Raw genomic sequence first — 5,343 nt, 5'->3', positions numbered from 1 at the left:
ATTCTGTTCTCGGTTTTCATCTTGTAGGGATTCTTGCTTTTTCCCTATCTACCCAGATATTTTTCTTTTTGGCAACCCTTGTCTTGTCAGGTTTTGACCCACTTGTGTCCGTCAGTCAGTGTGACAACTGTAAGATGTGCCATGCTGATTGATAGAATTTCCATGTCGTTAAGTTGCACTTGTTGAGGAATAAATTGATCGTATGTATTGGGTATGGTTAGCTTGCCAATACTAACTTTGATGGCAATTTCCCACAAACTGGCAATACTCAACAGTAGATCGACATCTGATTCAATTAAATTTTTAGCATCAATACTCAACTGAGGACTGTTATTAATAAACCAAAGAAATGTATGGGTATCGAGTAATAATTTCATCCCATGTACTCACTGAAATCTTCCAAAGGTTCATCAAAATCAGGTGACATCCAGATTAATCCTTTGGCACTCCCACTCTGACGGCGTTTTGGGGGTGGAGTCAATCGCACTAATTTTAAAACCGGTTGATCATTCTGGGTGATGATAATCTCATCCCCCTTGAGTGCAGATTGCAATAAGCTTTCTAGTTGTGTTTGAGCTTGATTTATATCAATTTGGTGCATAGTCTCTTATTATTAAAGTTTTCTAGAAGTTTAGCAACAAAAATCTCCCATCACTATCCAATTCTAAAAAGTGATGGAAACTATGACACCATTGCAGATGTCAAATCTTCTTGGCATCAACTCATTATCAAAGTGTAAAAAGGGCATTCAGCTAATATTCTATCGATAATTCGGTGGACATTGCTGAAGTTGAGCATTGACCTCATCAAGTGGCTTTTGAGATTCCTTTAAATTGTATTCTGCGTTAATTTTATCCGCTTGTGTTGGTTGGCTGTATGGACTTGGTGATGAAATTTGTTGTTCCCAGAACTGAACATGAGATTTGTGCATTTCCTTCATATTCATGAGACTGATGCAATTTTCGTGTACAGAACGTGGTATTCCGGCTTCCGTAGACGAGGATTGTATTCCTTGGGAGTTGGTAGGGTCGTATGGATTTGATACACTTGGAGGCTGAGGATTTACTTGAGTAGGCGAGGATTGTATTCCTGGGGGATTGACCTGACTACCTGTGTGCCGCTCAGAAGATCAAGCCACAAGAGCTATTGCAGCAAGCTTTGCAGCACATGAGCTTTTCATAACCTTACCTCGGCTATGCGGTTGTTGAAGAGGCTTAGTTAAACCTTTAATTATATTCTAAACAAAGAAAATACCAGAGGAACGCATTTTCAACTTTTCTTAACTTTTATTACTCACCGTTCGCTTAAATAAAAAAGCGATCGAGGACAAAAAAGGTTAAAATCTTTGTGTAGTAAAGGGTTTGGTTGAAGGAGTTAAGAAAATTCCCACACAGATAAAGTCAGAACGAATAGATGATCTCCCGGTGATTATTCATTGGTTAAAACAAATGAAAGTGGCAGAGATGATAGACGAGAATCTGGAAAAGCCTCACGGAAATCGCACAGGATTAAGCTATGGGGAACTAGCAGTATTATTACTGACCTATATCATCAGCGAAGGAGATCATAGAATGTGTTGTCTAGAAACGTGGGTAAATGAACATCAAAGAAGTCTGGAAGGGATAACGGGATGGAAAATAGGAGAAAAAGAAGCAACGGACGACCGTTGTGGAGAGTTATTAAGAACATTGGGTTCATCAGACAGTTTAGACCAGATAGAGAGAGAATTATGTCAATATCTGGTCAAAGCTTACGAATTACCGACCGAAAAAGCTCGCAGTGACACAACGAGTTTCTCAGTGCATCATCAAATTATAGAAGAGCAAAAAGAATCATCACTCTTAAAATTCGGATATAGTAAAGACAAACGACCCGATTTAAGGCAATATCGTCAAATGTTGGCTACATTAGACCCGGTAGGACTTCCCTTACTAGGAATGACTCTGGCAGGAAATGGAACAGATGAGAAGGATTATGTACCCACATGGCGAAAAATGACAGAAATACTCGGAAAAAAAGATTTCTTATATTTAGCCGACTCAAAAGCCTCAAGTTATGAGAATCGGGCAAAAATCCAAGCAGAAGGAGGAAATTACTGTTTTCCCTTGGCCATGAGTCAACCTCGCCCTAAACTGTTAGCTGATTGGCTAAGTAATCCCCCCAATGAAATGATTAAAATCGTGGAAACTGAAGTGGGATTAGGAGAGAAAGAAATCGGCTCTGGTTTTGAAGTTCCTTTGGGAAGTATATGGGTTGACCCAGAAAGTAAAAAACGTTATCAGTGGAATGAAAGATGGTTAGTAGTGAAATCAAATGCCTTAGCCTCCCGTCAGATAAAAGGCTTAGGAAGTCGTTTAATTAAAGGAGAAGAAAAATTATTATCTCTGCAAAAAAGACCTGGTAAAGATGAGAAAGTTTTAGAGCAAAAGGTACGAGAAGCTCTGCAAAAACTAGGATTAACTAGGTATATCACATACTCAATTGAGAAAAAGCAAAGCTATAAGAAAGTATATAAAGGTCTTGGCCACCGTAGTGTTCTATCTTCTTATCGTCGAGTTCGTGAAACGAAATTAATTCTTAGTTACACTCGTTTAAACGCAGAAATTGAGGCTTTTAAGACGATAGTGGGTTGGCGTTTATATGTCACAAATACTAACAAAGAACAATTATCTTTGACAGAAGCGGTATCAGCTGATCAAGAACAATGGCAACCGGAAAGGGGATTTCATCGTTTTAAAAAAGGTCGCTTATCTGCCTTACCCATTTATTTTCGAGACGAAGATAAGATTAAGGGGTTGATGTTTTTGTTAACGATTGCTTTAAGGGTTTTTACTTTGATGGAATTTGTGGTGCGTCGTCAATTACGTCAATCTCAATCTAGTTTGGCTGGACTCTATGACGGAAACCCTAAACGCAGCACTGACCGTCCTACGGCTGAACAGATGTTAAAAGCGTTTAGAAATCTCACTTTATATATTGAGCGAGATGGAAAGACGGAAATCTCTTGTCTTAATGAGGTACAACAACAAATCTTGCGGTTAATGAATATTCCAGAATCCATTTATACGACTGACTTCTTTGCTGATGGATAAAAATGGGTCAGTAACGTTCGCTCAATCCTTTACGGGGTCAGCTTTTCATCCATATTTTCGTTACCTGACCTCAAAAAATAAGCGAACGGTGAGTTATTACTCTAGAGGCTCTGTTGCCCGAAAATCGCTATCCTGATGTGGTAAAACGAGATAAAGTCCCCTATCAGGGCAGTTTTGAGGAAATTGCGGTCAGTGCGGTCAATAATGACAGAGGTAAAATTGAAGATAACGGCAATGGCTTCGCCGTCAGTGAAGAATTAGCCGAACATTTACGTTTGTTGGAGAAGCAGGCAATTGAAACGGGGTTTCAAGTGGGACTCCAGCAGGCAGAAATCATGGGGAAAGTCATCCCGCAAGTGACCATCATGCGGCTCAAAGAGATGATTGCCACCGGAGAACTGCGGCAGAACTTTGAGCAATTCTGGCGGGAAGCTGCCGCGCAGTTGGGAAACCCCCAATCCCTCACCGAACAGGGGTCGGGGAAATGGCAGGAGTATCAGTTGGAGAAATACCAACCCCTGACGCAGCTCTGCCCTTTTTAGAATACAAGTAAACGGTGAAAACCTTCTTGCTCAAAATGGCGATCGGTGGTTAATGCTTCATTAATATTGAACTGACGCAGGGAGCATCTCACTTATGCAATGAGTATTAATACTTATAGCAGTCAAAAACTAGAAAATCTTCAACTTGATCACAAAGAGAAATGAGGCTCTTCGGTAACTGTTATGCAAATAATTAACTTAAAATAAAATTCGATGAGACTGCCTACGCCTAAAAGTAGCTAAAATTTATACAGGGAAAGACTTACAGCACAAATAGGTTAATACCAAAAGATAGACAATTAAGTTAAGATTTGATATAATAGCCAAAAACCAGATTATTTTACTTATGTAGGACTTACGCATTGACAGGATTTTCGTAATATGCATTTGAACTTCAGACTATTCTTGCCAAATTATTGAGGTCAAGGAAGTTGGACTCTAAATTATTAACAATAAAAGAGCGGATGACCTCAGTAAATAACTCCCTTTGTAAAGAATACCAATTGACAATTTGCGCTTTAAATCGGAGTAATTCTAATTGTACGAATCCCCGAATGGCACAAAATATGTGAGTTCTTATGGCCTGACTCTCTCTCACTTGAAAGCGCTCAATATTACACACTTGCTTTAACGCTCGATGGTACTGCTCAATTCCCCAATGTTGGTCGTGAATCTTTTTAAATTCTGACCAATCGATTGAGGATAGTTCCTGAAGGTTCGGAACGAACATAGTATAGTAACGAAATTCGTTTTTGAAGACCGTTCTAAATACCTTGACTTGCCCCACTTGTTTCAGGTAAACAATTAATCCATCGGTGGGAATATCTAAGCTTTGAACTTGAACATATTTTCCTCCTCGTTCAACCGAGACTGACCGATTCGCCTCCAGAGCAAATAGACCCCCAAATTCCTTGTCTTTAAGAACATTCAGGTTTTCTTTAGAAGCGTACCAACTGTCTCCAGTAACTATCGATGGCTTCAGTCCCCAAGCTTTTACTTCTGCCAACATCTCTAAAAAATATTCATGTTTTGTCTTTCCTTCCTGTTTATTAACAATTCGGTAATTGACAGGAACTGACACCCCCTTAAGGTCAGTATAATATAAGGTAACAACGTTAATTCCTTTGACTGTTTTTTTAGGTTTGCCTGACCAAAAATAATCGATTAACTCAGCTTTCTTCGGGTCACTATAAAGCTTGTCAACTACCATGTCATCGACACTGAGTGTCCCCCCTTCAAGCTCGATTTGAGAAGCTACTTCATCAAACAAATCCTTGGAGGTATAGTTCTCCCGCCACAAGAAACGATTGACGCTGTCATGGGACAAGTCCTCCAAAATCCGAAGCTCACCGAACACAGCTTATATATTTAGGCTCACAGAGCAAAAATAAGGTGTAAATTTGGAGATTGCACTTGGCGGTACTTGGCTTGGTAATCGTTCTCATGAGCTGTCTTGTCAGAAGAGACTCTCTTCGATGAGGAAATCAAATCTGAGAGGGTTTTGTCAAGAGGTCAGGCGATAAATTGTATCCTTAGCTACCAAAATTAGAGGATGCAAATTTGAGCCTTTTTGTCAATGCGTAAGTCCTACAATTGTAGATAATTGTTACAAAGTGTATTGACCTTGAGTCCCCTTGCCTAGTTTGGTATCGATGTGATACTAAACGTCGGGACATATAAACAGTTATAAGGTTGGTCAGGGTTGACCT

General features: G+C 39.6%; 4 protein-coding genes and 1 pseudogene. 2 read left to right on the top strand and 3 right to left on the bottom strand.

Annotated features, from left to right (window positions below):
* Positions 1-86 precede the first annotated feature (86 nt).
* The gene (locus tag EWV66_RS20090; protein WP_072928127.1) at positions 87-377 is read right to left on the bottom strand and encodes a type II toxin-antitoxin system VapC family toxin; all 291 of its coding nucleotides are present in this window, start codon (positions 375-377) and stop codon (positions 87-89) included.
* Complete coding sequence (locus EWV66_RS20085) at positions 374-601, bottom strand: type II toxin-antitoxin system Phd/YefM family antitoxin (protein WP_002790026.1); 228 nt, start codon at positions 599-601, stop codon at positions 374-376. Before EWV66_RS20085 ends, EWV66_RS20090 begins: the two co-directional genes overlap by 4 nt.
* 760 nt (positions 602-1,361) lie before the next feature.
* Here EWV66_RS20085 and EWV66_RS20080 point away from each other — a divergent pair.
* Positions 1,362-3,092 carry an IS1634 family transposase gene (locus EWV66_RS20080; RefSeq protein ID WP_284525875.1) on the top strand — a complete coding sequence of 577 codons (1,731 nt, stop codon included), beginning with the start codon at positions 1,362-1,364 and terminating at the stop codon, positions 3,090-3,092.
* A gap of 113 nt (positions 3,093-3,205) precedes the next feature.
* Positions 3,206-3,634: a hypothetical protein gene (locus EWV66_RS20075; RefSeq protein WP_002790027.1), complete on the top strand. Its 429-nt coding sequence runs from the start codon at positions 3,206-3,208 to the stop codon at positions 3,632-3,634.
* Between the two features lie 394 nt (positions 3,635-4,028).
* Here the strand turns inward: EWV66_RS20075 and EWV66_RS20070 are convergent.
* Positions 4,029-5,079: pseudogene (locus EWV66_RS20070) on the bottom strand (IS701 family transposase).
* Between the last annotated feature and the right edge of the window lie 264 nt (positions 5,080-5,343).

The sequence above is a fragment of the Microcystis sp. M_OC_Ca_00000000_C217Col genome, from assembly GCF_007095585.1.
In the GTDB taxonomy this organism is placed as follows: domain Bacteria; phylum Cyanobacteriota; class Cyanobacteriia; order Cyanobacteriales; family Microcystaceae; genus Microcystis; species Microcystis panniformis.
Note: the sequence above shows the minus strand (reverse complement) of the source record. Positions and strands in the feature narration are given on the sequence as shown.

What these genes read in the sequence shown, in the direction of transcription:
- EWV66_RS20090 (WP_072928127.1), bottom strand. Translation starts at nt 377, where the DNA reads ATGAAATTATTACTCGATACCCATACATTTCTTTGGTTTATTAATAAC.
- EWV66_RS20085 (WP_002790026.1), bottom strand. Translation starts at nt 601, where the DNA reads ATGCACCAAATTGATATAAATCAAGCTCAAACACAACTAGAAAGCTTA.